The organism is Burkholderia mycopellens, from assembly GCF_964265025.1.
GTDB lineage: Bacteria > Pseudomonadota > Gammaproteobacteria > Burkholderiales > Burkholderiaceae > Burkholderia.
Genome location: NZ_OZ183802.1, coordinates 3,831,820 through 3,849,272, shown reverse-complemented (window position 1 = coordinate 3,849,272; position 17,453 = coordinate 3,831,820). Strand labels below are relative to the sequence as shown.

16 protein-coding genes and 1 tRNA gene are annotated in these 17,453 nt (G+C 66.8%); 11 read left to right on the top strand and 6 right to left on the bottom strand.

What is annotated here, in order from left to right:
- Positions 1–40 precede the first annotated feature (40 nt).
- The 6 genes from ACPTTC_RS17950 (at position 41) to ACPTTC_RS17925 (ending at position 4,253) form a co-directional block, all read left to right on the top strand.
- A tRNA-Phe gene (locus ACPTTC_RS17950) sits at positions 41–116 on the top strand.
- Positions 117–474: 358 nt separating this feature from the next.
- Positions 475–1,209, top strand: a complete 735-nt coding sequence (gene queC / locus ACPTTC_RS17945; protein ID WP_174380692.1) for a 7-cyano-7-deazaguanine synthase QueC — start codon at positions 475–477, stop codon at positions 1,207–1,209.
- 75 nt (positions 1,210–1,284) lie between these two features.
- Positions 1,285–1,917, top strand: coding sequence for a 7-carboxy-7-deazaguanine synthase (queE, locus tag ACPTTC_RS17940; RefSeq protein WP_175951230.1), 633 nt, complete (start codon positions 1,285–1,287; stop codon positions 1,915–1,917).
- An 18-nt stretch (positions 1,918–1,935) separates the two neighbouring features.
- Positions 1,936–2,388 carry a 6-carboxytetrahydropterin synthase QueD gene (queD, locus tag ACPTTC_RS17935; protein ID WP_175951231.1) on the top strand — a complete coding sequence of 151 codons (453 nt, stop codon included), beginning with the start codon at positions 1,936–1,938 and terminating at the stop codon, positions 2,386–2,388.
- 306 nt (positions 2,389–2,694) lie between these two features.
- Complete coding sequence (locus tag ACPTTC_RS17930; protein ID WP_423393250.1) at positions 2,695–3,480, top strand: HpcH/HpaI aldolase family protein; 786 nt, start codon at positions 2,695–2,697, stop codon at positions 3,478–3,480.
- Positions 3,477–4,253 (top strand): tetratricopeptide repeat protein, encoded by a 777-nt coding sequence (locus ACPTTC_RS17925; protein WP_423393249.1) that lies wholly within the window; start codon positions 3,477–3,479, stop codon positions 4,251–4,253. The genes ACPTTC_RS17930 and ACPTTC_RS17925 overlap by 4 nt, the downstream gene beginning before the upstream one ends.
- Positions 4,254–4,352: 99 nt before the next feature.
- Here the strand turns inward: ACPTTC_RS17925 and rodA are convergent, their stop codons facing one another.
- From rodA to ACPTTC_RS17900, 5 genes are all read right to left on the bottom strand, one after another.
- Positions 4,353–5,501, bottom strand: coding sequence for a rod shape-determining protein RodA (gene rodA / locus ACPTTC_RS17920; protein WP_175951234.1), 1,149 nt, complete (start codon positions 5,499–5,501; stop codon positions 4,353–4,355).
- A gap of 11 nt (positions 5,502–5,512) precedes the next feature.
- A complete protein-coding gene (gene mrdA, locus ACPTTC_RS17915; RefSeq protein ID WP_423393248.1) occupies positions 5,513–7,792 on the bottom strand; it encodes a penicillin-binding protein 2 in 2,280 nt (759 codons plus the stop codon).
- 104 nt (positions 7,793–7,896) lie between these two features.
- A complete protein-coding gene (mreD, locus tag ACPTTC_RS17910) occupies positions 7,897–8,409 on the bottom strand; it encodes a rod shape-determining protein MreD (protein WP_009687274.1) in 513 nt (170 codons plus the stop codon).
- A complete protein-coding gene (gene mreC / locus ACPTTC_RS17905) occupies positions 8,406–9,467 on the bottom strand; it encodes a rod shape-determining protein MreC (protein ID WP_423393247.1) in 1,062 nt (353 codons plus the stop codon). The genes mreD and mreC overlap by 4 nt, the downstream gene beginning before the upstream one ends.
- A 126-nt stretch (positions 9,468–9,593) precedes the next feature.
- Positions 9,594–10,637, bottom strand: a complete 1,044-nt coding sequence (locus tag ACPTTC_RS17900; protein WP_004189550.1) for a rod shape-determining protein — start codon at positions 10,635–10,637, stop codon at positions 9,594–9,596.
- A gap of 370 nt (positions 10,638–11,007) precedes the next feature.
- On the opposite strand from ACPTTC_RS17900, the gene gatC reads away from it, so the two are divergent.
- The 5 genes from gatC (at position 11,008) to ACPTTC_RS17875 (ending at position 16,115) form a co-directional block, all read left to right on the top strand.
- Entirely contained in the window at positions 11,008–11,307 is a 300-nt protein-coding gene (gene gatC / locus ACPTTC_RS17895) for an Asp-tRNA(Asn)/Glu-tRNA(Gln) amidotransferase subunit GatC (protein ID WP_006477478.1), read from the top strand.
- Between the two features lie 69 nt (positions 11,308–11,376).
- Positions 11,377–12,867 (top strand): Asp-tRNA(Asn)/Glu-tRNA(Gln) amidotransferase subunit GatA, encoded by a 1,491-nt coding sequence (gatA, locus tag ACPTTC_RS17890; protein WP_423393246.1) that lies wholly within the window; start codon positions 11,377–11,379, stop codon positions 12,865–12,867.
- 4 nt (positions 12,868–12,871) lie between these two features.
- Positions 12,872–14,347: an Asp-tRNA(Asn)/Glu-tRNA(Gln) amidotransferase subunit GatB gene (gene gatB / locus ACPTTC_RS17885; protein ID WP_175951495.1), complete on the top strand. Its 1,476-nt coding sequence runs from the start codon at positions 12,872–12,874 to the stop codon at positions 14,345–14,347.
- A 118-nt stretch (positions 14,348–14,465) separates the two neighbouring features.
- Positions 14,466–15,305: a polyphosphate kinase 2 family protein gene (locus ACPTTC_RS17880; RefSeq protein ID WP_175951238.1), complete on the top strand. Its 840-nt coding sequence runs from the start codon at positions 14,466–14,468 to the stop codon at positions 15,303–15,305.
- 39 nt (positions 15,306–15,344) lie between these two features.
- Positions 15,345–16,115 carry an exodeoxyribonuclease III gene (locus ACPTTC_RS17875; RefSeq protein WP_175951239.1) on the top strand — a complete coding sequence of 257 codons (771 nt, stop codon included), beginning with the start codon at positions 15,345–15,347 and terminating at the stop codon, positions 16,113–16,115.
- Between the two features lie 126 nt (positions 16,116–16,241).
- Here ACPTTC_RS17875 and ACPTTC_RS17870 read toward each other — a convergent pair whose 3' ends face one another.
- Positions 16,242–17,294 carry an NAD(P)-dependent alcohol dehydrogenase gene (locus ACPTTC_RS17870; RefSeq protein ID WP_175971065.1) on the bottom strand — a complete coding sequence of 351 codons (1,053 nt, stop codon included), beginning with the start codon at positions 17,292–17,294 and terminating at the stop codon, positions 16,242–16,244.
- Between the last annotated feature and the right edge of the window lie 159 nt (positions 17,295–17,453).

Sequence of the window (17,453 nt, the reverse complement as noted above, 5' to 3'; positions counted from 1 at the left end):
CTCAAGTGAAGAAGGGCCGATATACTTTCTCTTCTTCGTTGGCCCGGTAGCTCAGTTGGTAGAGCAGCGGATTGAAAATCCGCGTGTCGATGGTTCGATTCCGTCCCAGGCCACCAGAATTAAAACCCCAAGAATCGGAAGATTCTTGGGGTTTTTCGTTTGTGGTGGGGTTTGCGTGATGAGAGCGGTGGCGTGGCGTGCCCGGCAGTATTCGTGAGGGCATGATAAAATCCGTGTCCGCTCAATAACTTAGCGCATCGCTTCATGCGCACGGCAGGCTGCCGGCGTGGCGCCGCCGTGGCGCGCGGCAACGATGCCGCGCGATGGGCGGTATAAGCGCTCCGCCGCGTTCGCGGCCGATTGCGCTGCCTATACTGGTCGAGCCGGCTCAGGCCGGCACGCGTCGGGCCGCCCGGCGGCAGCCGGCCCCGGGGCGCAGCGCGACGCGAGCCTACACATTCACGGAGTATCACGGTGATTCGGACAGACGCTAAAGACGGCGCGCTCGTGTTGTTTTCCGGCGGCCAGGACTCGGCCACGTGCGTGGCATGGGCTCTCGAACGCTACCAGACGGTCGAGACGCTCGGCTTCGATTACGGCCAGCGCCACCGCGTCGAGCTCGAATGTCGCGAAGGCGTGCGCGAAGCGCTGAAGCGCAAGTTTCCCGCATGGTCGGACCGGCTCGGCGACGATCACATGATCGACCTGTCGGTGCTCGGCGCGATCAGCGATACCGCGATGACGCGCACGATCGAGATCGAGACGGCGGCGAACGGCCTGCCGAACACGTTCGTGCCGGGCCGCAACCTGATGTTCATGACGATCGCCGCGGCGATCGCCTATCGCCGCGGGCTGCGGGTGCTGGTCGGCGGGATGTGCGAGACGGATTTCTCGGGCTATCCCGACTGCCGCGACGACACGATGAAGGCGCTGCAGGTCGCGCTGAACCTCGGGATGGATACGCGCGTCGTGCTCGAGACGCCGCTGATGTGGCTCGACAAGGCGCAAACGTGGCAGCTCGCCGAACAGCTCGGCGGCGAAGCGCTCGTCGAACTGATCCGCGTCGAGACGCACACGTGCTACGTGGGCGAGCGTGCGGAACTGCACGACTGGGGCTTCGGCTGCGGCGAATGCCCGGCCTGCAAGCTGCGCAAGCGCGGCTACGAGGCCTACCTGAAGGGCGAGCGGGTGACCGAAGCGCCGCTGTGACGCGGGTGCGCCGGCAGCGCTGGATGGATAACGGATTCTGATCGACAACGAGCGGCGCGAGCCGGACCAAGGACGATGACTTACGCGGTCAAGGAAATTTTCTACACGTTGCAGGGCGAGGGCGCGAACGCGGGCCGGCCGGCCGTGTTCTGCCGGTTCGCCGGCTGCAACCTGTGGTCGGGCCGCGAAGAGGATCGTGCGGAGGCCGTGTGCCGCTTCTGCGATACCGACTTCGTCGGCACCGACGGCGAGAACGGCGGCAAGTTCAAGGACGCCGAAGCGCTCGTCGCGACGATCGCCGGCCTGTGGCCGGAGGGCGAGGCGCACCGCTTCGTCGTCTGCACGGGCGGCGAGCCGATGCTGCAGCTCGACCAGGCGCTCGTCGATGCGCTGCACGCGGCCGGCTTCGAGATCGCGATCGAGACCAACGGCTCGCTGCCGGTGCTCGAATCGATCGACTGGATCTGCGTGAGCCCGAAGGCCGACGCGCCGCTCGTCGTCACGAAGGGCGACGAGCTGAAGGTCGTGATCCCGCAGGACAACCAGCGGCTGGCCGACTACGCGAAGCTCGACTTCGCGTATTTCCTCGTCCAGCCGATGGACGGCCCGTCGCGCGACCTCAATACGAAGCTCGCGATCGACTGGTGCAAGCGTCATCCGCAGTGGCGGTTGTCGATGCAGACCCACAAATATCTGAACATTCCCTGAGCTCCGGCTTTTGACATCGTGCTGATTACCCGAAAACTCGAATTCGACGCGGGCCACCGCATTCCCGATCACCGCAGCCAGTGCCGGAACCTGCATGGTCATCGCTACGTGCTCGAAGTCACGCTGCGCGGCGATCTCGTCGATACCGAGGGGGCGCCCGACCGCGGCATGGTGATGGATTTCGCCGACGTGAAGGCGCTCGCGATGGAGCACCTGGTCGGCAAGTGGGACCACGCGTTCCTGGTCTACGCGCGCGATGAGGTCGTGCGCTCGTTCCTCGAGCAGATGGCCGACCACAAGACCGTCGTGATCGACCGGATCCCGACCGTCGAGAATCTCGCGGCGATCGCGTTCGACATCCTCGCGAACGTCTACGACGCGCACTACGGCGTGAACCTGCGGCTCGAGCGCGTGCGCCTGTACGAAACGCCGAACTGCTGGGCCGACGTCGAGCGCCAGTCCGGCCGCTGATCCTGCCTTCCCGGCCGCCCCGCCAGCCGGCGCGGGCTGCCTGACGCCGCACCCGCGGCCTTGTCCCGCCTCGCTCGCCGACCGTTCCTACATTCCGCGTAACGCCGCGCTATGATCGTTGCGTGGCGCCGAAAACGCTGCCGTGCGCGATCGTGCGGCCGGCGCTGTCAGATCGGCCGCCTACGGCCGACCAACGTTCCAGGGCCCGGTCCTGGCGCCGCCGTGCATCGCTGCCCGGCGTGCGGCGCTCCGCTTTGCCCGTTGCTTGTCCCGTTCGATTGCCGTTCCGTCCTGGAGGCCGTATCGATGAGCACGCTCACCAATTCCCTCAAACAACGCCTGCGCGACGGCGACGAGCCGCTGTACGGCCTGTGGCTGTCGCTCGGCAGCGACTCGGCCGCGGAAGCGCTCGCGCATGCCGGCTACGACTGGCTCTGCATCGACATGGAGCACGCGCCGAACGACAGCCGCGATGTTGCATCGCAACTGCGCGCGATCGCCGCCGCCCATCTGCCGAGCGAGCCCGTCGTGCGTGTGCCGGCGCGCGAGCCGTGGCTCGTGAAGCGTGCGCTCGATGCGGGCGCACGCACGCTGATGTTTCCAGGTATCGAGACGCCGGACGATGCCGCGCATGCGGTGCGGCTGACGCGCTATCCGTCGCGCGATTCGCCGGACGGGCTGCGCGGCGTCGCGGGCATGGTGCGCGCGGCGGCGTTCGGCATGCGCCGCGATTACGTGCAGACGGCGAACGCGCAGGTCGCGGTGATCGTGCAGATCGAATCGGCGCGCGGCGTCGATGAAGTCGAGCGGATTGCGGCGCTGCCCGGCGTCGATTGCCTGTTCGTCGGTCCGGCTGACCTCGCGGCGAGCCTCGGGCACCTTGGCGACATCCGTCACCCGGACGTCGAAACCGCGATGGCGCGCGTGCTCGCGGCCGGCCGTCAGGCTGGCGTCGCGGTCGGCATCTTCGCGGGCGATACGACGGTCGCGCGCCAGTATCGCGAGGCCGGCTACCGGATGATCACGCTGTCGGCCGACGTAAGCTGGCTGTTGCGCGCAACGCGGCAGGCGCTGCAGGAGGTACGGTCATGAACGATGGCGAGGGCGCGTGCCGCGGGCGCGCGCAGGGTGTGATCGGGAGGCGCGGGCAGGTCGGCGCGCTGCTCGGACTGTGGGTCGTGTGTATCGCGGCCGCCGCACAGGGCGCGCCGCAAGCGAAGCCTGATCCGTCGCGCGAGACGCAATCGGCGGTCGCCGACTACAACGCCGGCGACTATCGTGCGGCGCTGGTGCAGTTCCACGACGCGGCCGAGCGCGGCGACCGTCTCGCCCAATTCAACTACGCGATGATGCTGCTGACGGGCGAAGGCGTGACCGTGAACGTCGACGAAGGGCTGCGCTGGCTGAAGCGCGCGGCCGACGCGAACATGTCGCATGCGCAGTACGTGTACGGCCGGATGTTCGACGACGGCGAGTTCGTTACGCGCGATCCGGCCGAAGCGCACCGCTGGTTTCTGCGGGCGGCGAAGCAGGGGCATGTGCAGGCCGAGCTGTCGCTCGCGAACCAGTTCCTCGACGGGCGCGGCACGCCGCGCGACAACCGGCAGGCGTTCACGTGGTACAAGCAGGCCGCCGACGCCGGCGAGCCGACCGCGCAGTATGTGACCGCGTCGTTCTACGAGCGCGGCGGCGACGGCGTCGAGCAGAACCTCAACATCGCGCGGGCGTATTACGCGGCGGCTGCCGCGCAGGGCGACGAGACGGCCGGGCTGAAATTCAAGGAGCTGAGTGCGCGGCTGAAGGCGCAGGGGCCGGCATCGGGTGCCGGCGCGGGGCCGGGCGGGGCGCACGCACCGTCGCCGTGAGCGGGGGCGGCGCGGCGAACTGCGGCCGCGTTCGCTCTGCACGGTCGAAAAAAACGGCGCCGAGGCGCCGTTTTGCTTTGTGCGGTGCGTGTCGCGCGGTCAACTCTTCATCAACCGCCGCTGCCGCCCGACGCTCATGATCATCCCGATCGCGATGCCGAGCGTCGTGAGCGCGGTGCCGCCGTAACTCATGAACGGCAGCGGCACGCCGACGACCGGCAGCACGCCGCTCACCATCCCGATGTTGACGAACGCATAGACGAAGAACGCGAGCGTGAGCGAGCCCGCGAGCAAGCGACCGAACAGTGTCGCGCCCTGCGCGGCGATATAGAGCCCGCGCGCGATCAGCGCCATGTACAGCGTCAGCAGCACGAGCCCGCCGACGAGCCCCCACTCCTCCGAGAACACCGCGAAGATGAAGTCGGTGTGCTTTTCGGGAATGAATTCGAGGTGCGCCTGCGTGCCTTTCAGGTAACCCTTGCCGAGCACGCCGCCCGAGCCGATCGCGATCACGGCCTGGATCGTGTGGAAGCCTTTGCCGAGCGGGTCGGAAGTCGGGTCGAGCAGCGTACACACGCGGTGCTTCTGGTAATCGTGCATCAGCGGCCACTGCACTTCGGGCTGGCAGATGCGCTCTTCGAACACGGCGATCGAGCCGACCGCGATCACGCCCGCGACGAGCACCGGCACGATCAGCTTGAACGACAGGCCGGCGAGGTAGATCACGAAGAAGCCGGCCGCGAACACGAGCAGGCCCGTGCCGAGGTCGGGCTGTTTCGCGATCAGCCCGACCGGCACCAGCAGGATCCCGAACGCGGCGACGAAGTCGTACCAGCGCAGCCCGCCTTCACGGCGCTGGTAGTACCACGCGAGCATCAGCGGTGTCGCGATCTTGAGGATTTCCGACGGCTGGATCACGACGCCGACGTTCAGCCAGCGCTTCGCACCCTTCTTGGTCATCCCGAACAGCGCGACCGCAACCAATAGCGCGACCCCGAACGTATAGAGCGGGACCGCGAAGCGCATCAGCGTCGTTGGCGGGATGTTGGCGATCACCCACATCAGCACGAACGTCAGCAGGATGTTGCGCAACTGGTCCTCGACACGGCCCGGCATGTCGATCGCCGCGCTATACAGCGTGACGATGCCGACGCACAGCAGCAGGAACACGATGAGGGCGAGCGGGCGGTCGAAGCCCGCGAACATCTGCTTGATCTTGTCGAGCCAGGCGCGCTTGTCGAATTGCATGCCTTTCTCCGTTAATGAGCGGTGCCGGCGTCCGCCGCCTTCGCGGGGGCCGTTGCACGGTGATTGTCGTCGCGCGGCGTGGCGACGAGCGGCTGCGCGTCGCTGGCGGGCCGGCGTGGCCGGTGCGGGCGCCGGATCGGCGGCAGGCTCGCGGCCATCGGCGCAGCGGCACTGGCCGGTGGGGCGGCGCTCGCGCCGGCGGCAGCCGACGCTTCGGAGGCGGCTGCCACCGATGCCGCTTCCGCCGCGCTGGCCGCGGTCGGCACGACCGGCTGCGGCAGCGCGGTGAAGCCGGCCGCGACGGCGGCGGGCTTGTTCGCGTCACCGATCACCGGCGCGTTGACGGGTTCGGTCGCCGACGCCGCGGCAGCCACGGCCGCGGCTTCGTTCTTCGGGTTCTGGCGATCGACGAGGTAGAAGTCGAGCACGCGGCGCGCGATCGGGCCGGCGGCCTGCGCCCCCCAGCCGCCGTTCTCGACGACCAGCGCGACGGCGATCTGCGGATGGTCGACCGGCGCGTACGCGATGAACAGCGCGTGGTCGCGCAGGTGCTCGGCGAGCAGGTGGCCCTTGTAGTTGGAGCCTTGCAGCGAGAACACCTGCGCGGTACCGGTCTTGCCGGCCGCGAGGTACGGCGCGCCGCGGAACACCTTGTACGCGGTGCCGGACGGATTTTCGATCACGTTTTCCATCCCGCGCTTCACGACGTCGATGTCGGCCTGCTTGAGCGGGATCACTTCGCTTTCCTTCGGCACGGTCAGGCGGCGCCCGCGCGTGATCGGATCCTCGATTTCCTTCACGAGGTGGGGTTTCATCACGACGCCGTTGTTCGCGAGCGTCGCGGTCGCGTGTGCGAGCTGCAGGATCGTGAACGAGTTGTAGCCCTGGCCGATCCCGAGGCTGATCGTCTCGCCGTCGAACCACTTCTGCTGCGCGGCCTTCTTGAACGCCTTCTTCTTCCAGTCGGTCGACGGCAGGATCCCGCGCGCCTCGCCCTGGATGTCGATCCCGGTGATCTGGCCGAAGCCGAACGGCTTCATGAAGTTCGCGATCGCATTCACGCCGAGATCGCGCGCGAGCATGTAGAAGTAGGTGTCGTTCGACACCATGATCGCCTTGTTCATGTCGACCCAGCCCTGGCCCGAGCGCACGTCGTTGCGGAACGTGTGGCCGCCGAACGTGAAGTAGCCGGGATCCTGGAAGCCCCAGCCCGGCGTGCGCTTGCCGAGCGTCAGGCCGGCGAGCGCCATGAACGGCTTGTACGTCGAGCCGGGCGGGTAGGTGCCGTGCAGCGGGCGGTTCAGCAGCGGCTTGTCGGTCGAGTTGTTCAGCTCGTCCCAGGTCTGCTGGTCGATGCCGTCGACGAACGAGTTCGGGTCGAAGCTCGGCGACGACACGAACGCGAGCACGTCGCCCGTCTTCGGCTCGATCGCGACCAGCGCGCCGCGCTTGCCGGCGAACGCCTGCTCGGCGACCTGCTGCAGCCCGATGTCGAGCGACAGCACGAGGTTGTTGCCGGGCGTCGCCTGCGTGCGCGACAGCGTGCGCACCGGCCGGCCGCCGGCCGTCACCTCGACTTCCTCGAAGCCCGTCAGCCCGTGCAGCTCGGTCTCGTAGCTCTGCTCGACGCCGATCTTGCCGATGTAGTCGGTGCCCTTGTAGTTGTTCGCGTCACGGCGCGGATCGTAGTTTTCCTGATCGCTGTCGTTGTCGTCGCTCATCGCGTCGATGCGATCCTGGTCGCGCTTCGAGATCCGGCCGATATAGCCGATCACGTGCGCGGCCGTCGTGCCGAGCGGATATTGCCGGAACAGCCGCGCGCGCACGTCGACGCCGGGGAAGCGGAAGCGCTGCGCGGTGAAGCGCGCGACTTCCTCGTCGGTGAGCCGGGTGCGGATCGGCAGGCTCTCGAAGTTCTTCGAGTCTTCCTGCAGCTTCTTGAAGCGGCGGCGATCGCGCGCGTCGATCGGGATGATCTCGGACAGCTTGTCGATCGTGTTCTCGAGCGTGTCGTCGAGCTTCGACGGTGTGATCTCGAGCGTATAGGCCGAATAGTTCTTCGCGAGGATCACGCCGTTGCGGTCGGTGATGATCCCGCGGTTCGGCACGATCGGCGCGACGGAGATGCGGTTTTCCTCGGCCTGCAGCGCGTATTTGCCGTGCTGCATCAACTGCAGGTAGAAGAAGCGGCTCGCGAGCAGCCCGAAGCAGACGAACACGAACACGCCCGCCGCCGCGACGCGCAGGCGGAACTTCGAGAGCTGCTGTTGGGTGTCGTTGAATTCGGTCATGCGGCTAGGATCGGTCTGACCCGCGCGCGGGCGGGCGAGGTGCCGCCCCGGAGCGCGGCGCGCGGCGGGTTTGGGGGCGGCGGGTATTCAAAGGTCGGTCCGGCTCAGATGGGGCGCGTATCGTCCGGATCGACCGGGCGGCGTTGCGGCATCAGCAGCAGGTGGCTCGCGATCGGCCACAGCGCGGCCTCGACGAAGCCGTCGACCAGGTAGCGCCAGCCCGGGAACGCGGCGCCCATCACGAGGCGGATCACGAACGGCACGAGCTGCGCGACGACCAGCAGCGGCGTGACGTACAGCACCTGCACGCCGATCGGCATCCACAGCACGCGGCGGTGGATCGTGATCGCGCCGTACGACAGCAGCGTATAGGCGAGCGCGTGCTCGCCGAGCAGCCCTGCGTCATGCACGTCCATCAGGATGCCGAGTGCGAATGCGACGCCCATCCCGACCTTGCGCGGCTGGTGGATGTTCCAGAACAGCAGCACGAGCGCGACGAAGTCAGGCACGCCGGGCAGGCGGCCCCACGGCATCAGGTTCAGCAGGAACGCGGCGGCGAGGCTGAAGACGATGAAGTACGGATTGACCGGCTGCAGGATGTATTGCGGGCGATTCATCGCTGGGCTCCTGACTGCCCCGCCGCGGGCTTCGCGGGCGGGGCGGCGGGCTTGGCCGGAGCGGCCGGTGCCGCAGGCTTCGCGCCGGGCTGGGCCGCGGCGGCCGGCTTCGCATTCGCGTCAGCCTTGTCGGCCTTCTCGCCCTTGGCGGCGGCTTTCGCGCCCTTCTTGCCCTTCGCGTTCTTGTCGGCGGCCGGATCGGGCTCGGCCGGACGCGGCGGGATGTCGTTCTGGTAATGCAGCACGAGCATCTGGCGCGCGCCGCGCACGGCGGCGATCGGCGCGCAGGTCACGCGCGCGAACGCCGTATCGGCGAGCTTGTCGACGCGCGCGACCTTCGCGACCGGCAGGCCGGGCGGGTAGACGCCGTCGAGGCCGCTCGTGACGAGTTCGTCGCCGACGACGAGATCCGCGCTCGTCGGCACGAAGCGCAGGTCGAGCGAATCGCCCTTCGGCGTGCCGTAGATCACGCTGCGCAGGCCGGTGCGCAGCACCTGCACGGGAATCGCGAGATCGCGGTCGGTGACCAGCGTGACTTCGGATTGCAGCGGGAACACCCGCGTGACCTGGCCGACCACGCCGTTCTCGCTGACGACGGGCGCGCCGTTCTGGATGCCCTGCTGCGACCCCTGGCCGATCACGATTTTCTGCGTGAACGGATCGCTCGTGTCGTACTGGATCTCGGCCGGCGTCGATTGCGTCGCGATGTGCTGGCGCAGCTCGAGCACCGCGCGCAGGTGCGCGTTCTCCTGCGCGAGCACGGCGGCCTGGTTGGCCTGCGTGGACAGCTGCAGGTTGCGCTTGCGGAGGTCGTCGTTCTCGTGGCGCAGCGACGCGCCGGTGACGGCGATGTCGGCCGCGCCCATGAACAGGTCGCGCGGCACGAGCGCGACGCGCTGCAGCGGATAGAGCACGGTGCCGAGCGCGCCGCGGACGATTTCGAGCGTGCTGAAGCGCGCGTCCGATACGAGGAGCGCGATGGCGAGGGCAACGAAGAAGATGAGCCGCGCGAGCGCGGGCGGACCTTGCTTGAAGAGGGGCGGCGGACTGTATTCCATGGTCGGCGCCGGGCGCGAACGATCGGTTAAATGATGCTCAGACGCGCAAACGGCGCGGCGGTTCGTTCTAAACGAGCGAGCCGGCCACGCCGCGGTTGCGTCATGTCAGGAAGACTGCCTGGACGATCACTCGTACGAGAAGATGCTGCCCAGCTTGTCCATGCGCTCGAGCGCCATGCCCGAACCGCGCACGACGCAGGTGAGCGGATCTTCCGCGACGAGCACCGGCAGGCCGGTTTCTTCCGCCAGCAGGCGATCGAGGTCGCGCAGCAGTGCGCCGCCGCCCGTCAGCATCATCCCGCGTTCGGCGATGTCGGCGCCGAGTTCCGGCGGCGTCTGTTCGAGCGCGATCTTCACCGACGACACGATCTGGTTCAGTGGATCGGTCAGCGCTTCGAGGATTTCGTTGCTGGAGATCGTGAAGCTGCGCGGAATGCCTTCCGACAGGTTGCGGCCCTTCACTTCCATTTCCTTGACTTCGGAGCCCGGGAACGCGGAGCCGATTTCCTTCTTGATCGCTTCGGCGGTCTGTTCGCCGATCAGCATCCCGTAGTTGCGGCGGATGTAGTTGACGATCGCCTCGTCGAACTTGTCGCCGCCGACGCGCACCGAACCCTTGTACACGATACCGCCGAGCGAGATCACGCCGACTTCCGTCGTGCCGCCGCCGATGTCGACGACCATCGAGCCGGTGGCTTCCGACACCGGCAGGCCTGCGCCGATCGCGGCTGCCATCGGTTCTTCGATCAGGTAGACCTGCGATGCGCCGGCGCCGTGCGCGGCTTCCTTGATCGCGCGGCGCTCGACCTGGGTCGAGCCGCACGGCACGCAGATGATGATGCGCGGCGACGGCGAGAACATGCGCGACTCGTGGGCCGTCTTGATGAACTGCTTGATCATCTGCTCGGTGACGGTGAAGTCGGCGATCACGCCGTCCTTCATCGGGCGGATCGCCTCGATGTTGCCCGGCACCTTGCCGAGCATCTGCTTGGCTTCCTTGCCGACCGCCTGGATCGTCTTCTTGCCGTTGGGGCCGCCTTCCTGGCGAATCGACACGACGGACGGCTCATCGAGGACGATGCCCTTGCCGCGCATGTAGATCAGGGTGTTTGCGGTGCCGAGGTCGATCGCGAGATCGTTGGAGAAGTAGCTGCGCAAAAAACCGAACATTCAGAATCCTGTTTCGCTCTGAGCCGGCCCTGCGTGGCGTGCAACGCTGAGGGCGGCAGCGGAAAAAATAACAGCCTCGGGAAGCGTGGCGGAAGCGGCCGCCGCGGCGCACGAAGCTGCGAGTGATGTCTACCGGGGATCGCACGAAGCACGCACGGCTTGCCGAGGCGGGGCGAAACGGTGCGGGAAAAGGCTGCCGGGTTTGGGTCGAACGCGTAATGATACCTTATAATTTCACGGTATTTGAATCGAAACGGGCGGTATTTTTGCCGCTTCAGTCCCGATTTTTGAGGGTGGGATCGCACCCTCCAACCCCCCGCCGCAGTGCTGCTTTCGATGCGCTGCGCAGCCTTGTTTTTCCGGTGATCGCATGGCCCTGACCCTGACCGATGTGAAACGCATCGCGCACCTGGCGCGACTCGAAATGGCCGACGCCGACGCCGAGCACATGCTCGGCCAGCTCAATGAATTCTTCGGCCTCGTCGAGCAGATGCAGGCGGTCGACACCGCCGGCATCGCGCCGCTCGCCCACCCGATCGAACAGATCCAGGAAGTCGCGCAGCGCCTGCGCGACGACGCCGTGACGGAAGTTGTCAATCGCGACGACAACCAGCGTCCGGCGCCGGCCGTCCAGGACGGCCTCTATCTCGTGCCGAAGGTGATCGAGTAAGCATTCGATGACAAGCGCGCCGGCCGCCTTGCGCCGCGCGCGACCCAGAATTCCCAGGAAAACCACTCAATGCACGCAAAAAGCCTGACCGAACTGCGCGCCGCGCTCGCCGCCAAGGAATGCTCGGCCGTCGAGCTCGCGCAGCTCTACCTGAAACGGATCGACGCCGCGCGCGACCTGAACGCGTTCGTCCACGTCGACGCCGATCTGACCCTCGCGCAGGCCAAAGCCGCCGACGCGGAACTCGCGCGCGGCGCGGGCGGCGCGCTCACCGGCCTGCCGATCGCACACAAGGATGTCTTCGTCACGCGCGGCTGGCGCTCGACCGCCGGCTCGAAGATGCTCGCGAATTATGAAAGCCCGTTCGACGCGACCGTCGTCGCCCGCCTGCAGGCGGCCGGCATGGTCACGCTCGGCAAGACCAACATGGACGAGTTCGCGATGGGCTCGTCGAACGAGAATTCGGCGTTCGGCGCGGTGAAGAACCCGTGGGACACGAACGCGGTGCCGGGCGGCAGCTCGGGCGGCAGCTCGGCCGCGGTCGCCGCACGCCTCGCGCCGGCCGCGACCGGCACCGACACCGGCGGCTCGATCCGCCAGCCCGCGTCGTTCGCGGGCGTGACGGGCATCAAGCCGACCTACGGCCGCGTGTCGCGCTACGGGATGATCGCGTTCGCGTCGTCGCTCGACCAGGGCGGCCCGATGGCGCAGAGCGCGTCCGACTGCGCGCTGCTGCTGAACGCGATGGCCGGCTTCGACGAGCGCGACTCGACGAGCCTCGAGCGCGACGATGAAGACTTCACGCGCCACCTCGGCCAGCCGTGGGCGGCCGGCAACGATGCGGGCAAGCCGCTTGCGGGCCTGCGCATCGGCCTGCCGAACGAGTATTTCGGCGACGGCCTCGCCGACGACGTGCGCGCGGCGATCGACGCGGCGCTCAAGGCATACGAAGCGCTCGGCGCGACGCTCGTGCCCGTGTCGCTGCCGAAGACGGAACTGTCGATCCCCGTGTACTACGTGATCGCGCCGGCCGAGGCGTCGTCGAACCTGTCGCGTTTCGACGGCGTGCGCTTCGGCCACCGCGCCGCGCAGTACGGCGACCTGCTCGACATGTACAAGAAGTCGCGCGCGGAAGGCTTCGGCCCCGAGGTGAAGCGCCGGATTCTGGTCGGCGCGTACGTGTTGTCGCACGGCTACTACGACGCGTACTACCTGCAGGCGCAGAAGATCCGCCGCATCATCGCGAACGATTTCCAGGAAGCGTTCAAGTCCTGCGACGTGATCATGGGCCCGGCTTCGCCGACGGTCGCATGGGATCTCGGCTCGAAGGGCGACGATCCGGTGCAGATGTATCTCGCGGATATCTACACGCTGTCGGTGAGCCTCGCCGGCCTGCCCGGCATGAGCGTGCCGTGCGGCTTCGGCGCGGGCGCGAATGCAAAGCGCCCGGTCGGCCTGCAGATCATCGGCAACTATTTCAACGAAGCCCGGATGCTGCAGGTCGCCGACGCGTTCCAGCGCGCGACCGACTGGCACAAGCAAGTTCCGGCAGGGGTCTAAGCACATGACTACTCAATGGGAAGTCGTTATCGGTCTGGAGACGCACGCGCAGCTGTCGACCGTCTCGAAGATTTTCTCGGGCGCGTCGACGCAGTTCGGCGCCGAGCCGAACACGCAGGCCTGCCCGGTCGACCTGGCGCTGCCGGGCGTGCTGCCGGTGCTGAACCGCGGCGCGGTCGAACGCGCGATCCGCTTCGGCCTCGCGATCGGCTCGACCATCGCGCCGCGCAGCATCTTCGCGCGCAAGAATTATTTCTACCCCGATCTGCCGAAGGGCTATCAGATCAGCCAGTACGAGATTCCGGTCGTGCAGGGCGGCACGCTCACGATCCAGGTCCCGGCTAACGAGAAAGCTGGCAAGGCCGCGTACGAGAAGACGATCAACCTGACCCGCGCGCACCTCGAGGAGGATGCCGGCAAGTCGCTGCACGAGGACTATGCTGGGATGACGGGAATCGACTTGAACCGCGCTGGCACGCCGCTGCTCGAGATCGTCACCGAGCCGGAAATGCGCAGCGCGGCGGAGGCCGTGGCCTATGCGAAAGCGTTGCACGCACTCGTCGTGTGGCTCGGCATCTGTGACGGCAACATGCAGGAAGGCTCGTTCCGCTGCGACGCGAACGTGTCGGTGCGCCCGGTCGGCCAGGAGAAGTTCGGCACGCGCGCGGAAATCAAGAACCTGAACTCGTTCCGGTTCCTCGAAGAGGCGATCAACTACGAAGTGCAGCGTCAGATCGAACTGATCGAGGATGGCGGCGAAGTCGTGCAGGAAACGCGTCTTTACGATCCGGACAAGCGCAAGACTGAGTCGATGCGCAGCAAGGAAGACGCGCACGACTACCGCTACTTCCCCGACCCGGACCTGATGCCGCTCGTGATCGGCCAGGACTGGATCGAGCGCGTGCAGTCCGGGATGCCCGAACTGCCGGCCGCGATGCAGCAGCGCTTCGTCGAGCAGTACGGCGTGTCCGCGTACGACGCGGGCGTGCTGACGTCGAGCAAGGCGATGGCCGCGTATTTCGAAGCCGTGGTCGCGAAGGCGGGCGCCGCGAATGCGAAGATCGCCGCGAACTGGCTGATGGGCGACGTGTCGTCGCAGCTGAACCGCGACGGCATCGAGATCGACGCGATTCCGGTTTCGGCCGCGCAGCTCGCGCTCGTGCTGCAGCGCATCGCCGACGGCACGATCTCGAACAAGATCGCGAAGGAAATCTTCGCGACGATCTGGGACGAGAAGGCGACCGACGAAGGCGCGGCCGACCGCATCATCGACGCGAAGGGGCTGAAGCAGATCTCCGACACCGGCGCGCTGGAAGCGATCATCGACGAGGTGCTCGCGGCGAACGCGAAGTCGGTCGAGGAATTCCGCGCGGGCAAGGAGAAGGCGTTCAACGCGCTGATCGGCCAGGCGATGAAGGCGACCAAGGGCAAGGCCAATCCGCAGCAGGTCAACGAACTGCTGAAGAAGAAGCTCGGCTGAGCATGACCGCGCGCCTGAACCGCGCTTGACGACGGGCCGCTCCGAACCAGTTCGGGGCGGCCCGTTGCGTTTGGTGGATGCGTTATCGTATGCACCCTAGCGTCCAACGGAGGAACGAATGGCGAAACAACCGTCGCTCGACGATTTCCGCGTGCCGTACAGCACGCGCGAGAAGGAAGCCGCAGCATTCAAGCTCGATGCGTTCGACCCGGCCGCGAAGCCGTTCTCGTCCGGTTCGAAGGACGACGACCGCGCACGGCTGTCGGCCGTGTCGACCGAGCTCGACGTACAGCAGGAGCGCCTGCACACGCAGCAGAAGAAGCGCGTGCTGCTGGTGCTGCAGGGGATGGACACCAGCGGCAAGGACGGCACCGTGCGCGCGGTGTTCCGCGAGGTCGATCCGCTCGGCCTGCGCGTCGTGTCGTTCAAGGCGCCCACGCCGATCGAGGCCGCGCACGACTTCCTGTGGCGCGTGCATGCGCAGGTGCCGGCCGCGGGCGAGCTCGCGATCTTCAACCGCAGCCACTATGAAGACGTGCTGGTGCCGCGCGTGCTCGACCTGATCGACGCGAAGGAGTGCGAGCGCCGCTACCGGCAGATCCGCGATTTCGAGACGATGCTGGTCGAGAACGGCACGACGATCGTCAAGTGCTTCCTGCACATCTCGAAGGACGAGCAGCGCGAGCGGCTGCAGGCGCGCATCGACGATCCGACCAAGCACTGGAAGTTCGACATCTCCGATCTCGACGCGCGCAAGCACTGGGATGCGTACCAGAGCGCCTACCGCGACGCGCTCGCCGCGACATCCGCCGAGCATGCGCCGTGGTACGTGATCCCGGCGAACTCGAAGACGCACCGCAACGTGATGATCGCCGAGCTGCTGCTGCGCACGATGACCGACATGAAGCTGGAATTCCCGCCGCCGAAGCCCGAGCTCGAAGGCGTGAAGATCCGCTAAGCTGCCCCCTGAAAAACATCGAACTGAACGGAATCCGACATGATGCGAGTGATTACCGCCAACCTGAACGGCATCCGCTCCGCCGCGAAGAAGGGCTTCTTCGAATGGCTCGGCGAACAGAACGCCGATTGCGTGTGCGTGCAGGAAATCAAGGTCTCGGCCGACGACCTGCCGGCAGAATTCGTCGAGCCGCACGGCTTCAAGAGTTATTTCCACCACGCCGAGAAGAAGGGCTACAGCGGCGCGGGCGTGTACAGCCGCCGCGAGCCCGACGACGTGATCATCGGCTTCGGCAGCAGCGAATTCGATGCCGAAGGTCGCTACGTCGAGGCGCGCTACGGCAAGCTGTCGGTCGTGTCGGTGTACGTGCCGTCCGGCTCGAGCGGTGAAGAACGCCAGCAGGCGAAGTACCGCTTCATGGACGAGTTCATGCCGCACCTCGCCGCGCTGAAGAAGAAGCGCGAAGTGATCCTGTGCGGCGACGTGAACATCGTCCACAAGGAAATCGACATCAAGAACTGGAAGAGCAACCAGAAGAACTCGGGCTGCCTGCCGGAAGAACGCGAGTGGCTCACGAAGCTGTTCGACGATGTCGGCTATGTCGACGTGTTCCGCACGCTCGACCCGCGCGCCGAGCAGTACACGTGGTGGAGCAACCGCGGCCAGGCGTATGCGAAGAACGTCGGGTGGCGGATCGATTACCAGATCGCGACGCCGGGCGTGGCCGGCACCGCGAAAAGCACGTCGATCTTCAAGGACATCAAGTTCAGCGACCATGCGCCGCTGACGGTGGACTACGACTACAAGTGACGTCCCGCGCTGCGCCGCGCGTGTAGCCGTCGGGTCATCCGGCCGCCGGATGCAGAAACGGGCCGCATGTCGAGCATGCGGCCCGTTTCGTTTGGGGCGGCGATCGGGCGTGCCGCCCGGCCGCGCTCAATGCTTGATCGACGCCATGTCGATCACGAACCGGTACTTCACGTCGCTCTTCAGCATCCGCTCGTAGGCCGCGTTGATCTGCTGCATCGGAATCGTTTCGATATCCGACGTGATGCCGTGCTCCGCGCAGAAGTCGAGCATTTCCTGCGTTTCCGCGATCCCGCCGATCAGCGAGCCCGCGAGGCGGCGGCGCTTGAAGATCAGGTTGAACACCTGCGGCGACGGATGGTCGTGCTCCGGCGCGCCGACCAGCGTCATCGTGCCGTCGCGCTTCAGCAGGTTCAGGAACGGGTTCAGGTCGTGCTGCGCGGCGACCGTGTTCAGGATGAAGTCGAAGCTGTTCAGGTGCGCGTTCATCTGCGCTTCGTCCTTCGAGATCACGACTTCGTGCGCGCCGACACGCTTGCCGTCCTCGATCTTCGACGGCGACGTGGTGAACAGCACGACGTGCGCCCCCATCGCGCGCGCCAGCTTCACGCCCATGTGGCCGAGGCCGCCGAGCCCGACGATGCCGACCTTCTTGCCGGGGCCGACGTTCCACTGCCGCAGCGGCGAGTAGGTCGTGATTCCCGCGCACAGCAGCGGCGCGGCGCCGGCCGGGTCGAGCGTCTCGGGCACGCGCAGCACGAACGCCTCGTCGACGACGAGCTGCGTCGAATAGCCGCCGAACGTGATGTCGCCCGTCACGCGATCCTGGCCGTTGTAGGTGCCGACGAAGCCGTTCTCGCAGTATTGCTCGAGGCCGTCGGCGCAGCTCGGGCAGGTACGGCACGAATCGACGAGACAGCCGACGCCGACCAGTTCGCCGACCTTGAAGCGCGAGACCTGCGGGCCGGTCGCGGTCACGCGGCCGACGATTTCATGGCCCGGCACGACCGGATAGATCGTGTTGCGCCATTCGTTGCGCGCCTGGTGCAGGTCCGAGTGGCAGACGCCGCAGTAGAGGACGTCGATCTGGACGTCGAGGTCGCGCAGCGCGCGACGCTGGAATTCGAACGGGGCGAGCGGCGACTGCGAATCGGTTGCCGCGTAAGCGTAGGTGGTGCTCATGCAGGGGGCTCCTTGTCCGGGAATAACATCCGGCGAAACGAACTGCCGTCGCATCATGTGGCGATGCGGCGAGGCAGGACGTCATCGTAAGGAGCGCGGCGCCGCGGCGAAATACACGAAGGTCTGGAAGATTTGCCTATTCCTCTCTAACTGCGTGCC